This is a genomic window from Rhizobacter sp., from assembly GCF_031412075.1.
Lineage (GTDB): Bacteria > Pseudomonadota > Gammaproteobacteria > Burkholderiales > Burkholderiaceae_C > Rhizobacter.
Map to the genome: position 1 here is coordinate 1 of NZ_JANOCG010000365.1, position 2,153 is coordinate 2,153.

General features: G+C 65.5%; 2 protein-coding genes. Both read left to right on the plus strand.

The window, feature by feature from the left end; translation table 11 throughout:
• Window positions 1-76 precede the first annotated feature (76 nt).
• The gene (locus RMO40_RS13570) at window positions 77-1,153 is read left to right on the plus strand and encodes a TOBE-like domain-containing protein (RefSeq protein WP_309722049.1); all 1,077 of its coding nucleotides are present in this window, start codon (window positions 77-79) and stop codon (window positions 1,151-1,153) included.
• A gap of 85 nt (window positions 1,154-1,238) precedes the next feature.
• Window positions 1,239-2,153: Ig-like domain-containing protein (locus RMO40_RS13575; protein WP_309722052.1), on the plus strand; the 915-nt coding region annotated here is incomplete at its 3' end.

Here is a 2,153-nt window from a genome sequence, read left to right on the forward strand (position 1 = left end):
TGGTGACGCTGGTGTTGAAGTACCTGGTTGAACAACGCGTCAAGGCGCAAAAGCGCGAAGCGGGTGGGAGAAACGAATGAGCATCGAGATACGGAACCTCAACAAGGCCTTCGGCAAGACGGTCGTCTGCGACAACCTGAACCTCGACATCCCGTCGGGCGAGCTGGTCGCGCTGCTCGGCCCCTCAGGCTCGGGCAAGACCTCGCTGCTGCGCATCATCGCGGGCCTGGAGCGGCCGGACTCGGGCTCGGTGCTGTTCCACGGTGCCGATGCCACGTTTGATGATGTGCGCGACCGCAATGTCGGCTTCGTGTTCCAGCATTACGCGTTGTTCGGCCACATGAGCATCTTCGAAAACGTCGCCTTCGGCCTGCGTGTGCGCCCCAAGGGCACCCGCCCGAGCGAGGCCCAGATCAAAGAGAAGGTGATGGAGCTGCTGAAGCTGGTGCAGCTCGACTGGCTCGCCGATCGTTACCCGCATCAACTCTCTGGCGGCCAGCGGCAACGCATTGCACTCGCACGCGCGCTGGCGGTCGAGCCGAAAGTGCTGCTGCTCGACGAACCCTTCGGCGCGCTCGACGCCAAGGTGCGCAAGGAGCTGCGCCGCTGGCTGCGCCGCCTGCACGACGAGATGCACATCACCAGCGTGTTCGTCACCCACGACCAGGACGAAGCCATGGAAGTGGCCGACCGCGTGGTGGTGATGAACCTCGGCCGCATTGAACAAGACGGCCCGCCCGACGAGGTGTACGACCGCCCGGCCACGCCGTTCGTGCTGCAGTTCCTCGGCGACGTGAACCTGTTCCATGGCCGCTTCGGCCACTCGCCGGGCGGCACCCCCGACCCGGCCGAGGTGAGCTATGTGCGCCCGCACGAGCTGGAGATCGTGGCCACCGCTTCCGAGGGCACGCTGGCGGTGAGCCTGTCGCAGGCGCTGACAGTAGGGCCGCAAACGCGCATCGAGTTCAAGCGCCTGGACGACGGCAGTTATGTCGACGTGGAAATGCCGCGCAGCGACTACACCGTGCTGCGTGAACGGCTGGGCCTGAATACCGGCAGCCAGGTCTTTTTGAAACCCCGCCGTGTGACCCGCTTCACCGCGGGAAGTAATGGCGCACAAACTGAGCAGATCGACCCTGCTGCCATGATTTAAACAACTTTTGACTTAGGGTTGTCACCTCGCCACGCAGAAAATAAGTAGGCTGCCCGCGTGGCCGCGGCCCGGTCTGGAGCGTGAGATGTATTCGAACAAATTGTTGAGCTGCCTGATGTCGTGTGTGGCGATGCTGGCGTTGGCGTCGTGCGGTGGCGGTGGTGGCGACAGTGGCACCCCGATTCCACCGCCACCGAACAGCCAGCCGCCGGTGGCGGTGATCGCTGCCCCTGTGGCAGGCACCACCTTCCAGGCCGGAGACACCATCAACTTCGCTGGCAGTGCGACCGACCCTGAAGACGGTGTGCTGGCGGCCAGCCAGTTGACCTGGTGGGCCGAGTTGCACCACGACGCGCACAGCCACCCGTTCATGTCCGAGCGACCGGGCGCATCGGGGCAGGTCACGATCCCAACCCGCGGCGAGACCTCGGCCAACATCTTCTACCGCTTCTATCTGCGCGCGACCGACAGCACGAACGTCACCCACGTCGTCACGCGCGACATCCAGCCGCAGACGTCGCAGGTCACCGTGACCACCGCGCCGGCCGGCCTGCGCCTCACGCTTGATGGCCAGCCGATCACCGGCCCGAGTTCGTTCACCGGCGTGGTCGGGATGGAGCGCGACCTGGTGGCCCCCGCGGCACAAAACTTCGGCGGGTTTCGCTATGAGTTTGTGAGCTGGAATGATGGCGGGGCGGCTGCGCACACCATTGCCACACCGGTCGCGGCCACCACCTACACCGCGACCTACGCCAACGTCGGCCCAGCGACCAACGAACCTCCCGACGTGGCCATCACGAACCCGGCCAACAACAGCACCGTCACCAGTGGCGATGCCGTCACGCTGACTGCCACGGCAACAGACAGCGATGGCTCGGTGGCCAGCGTCGCCTTCTTCGAGATCGGCGTGCAGGTCGGCGCGACCGACTCCTCGGCGCCCTTCAGCGTGAGCTGGACGCCGTCGACCACCGGCACACGCTCGCTGACGGCGCGTGCGACC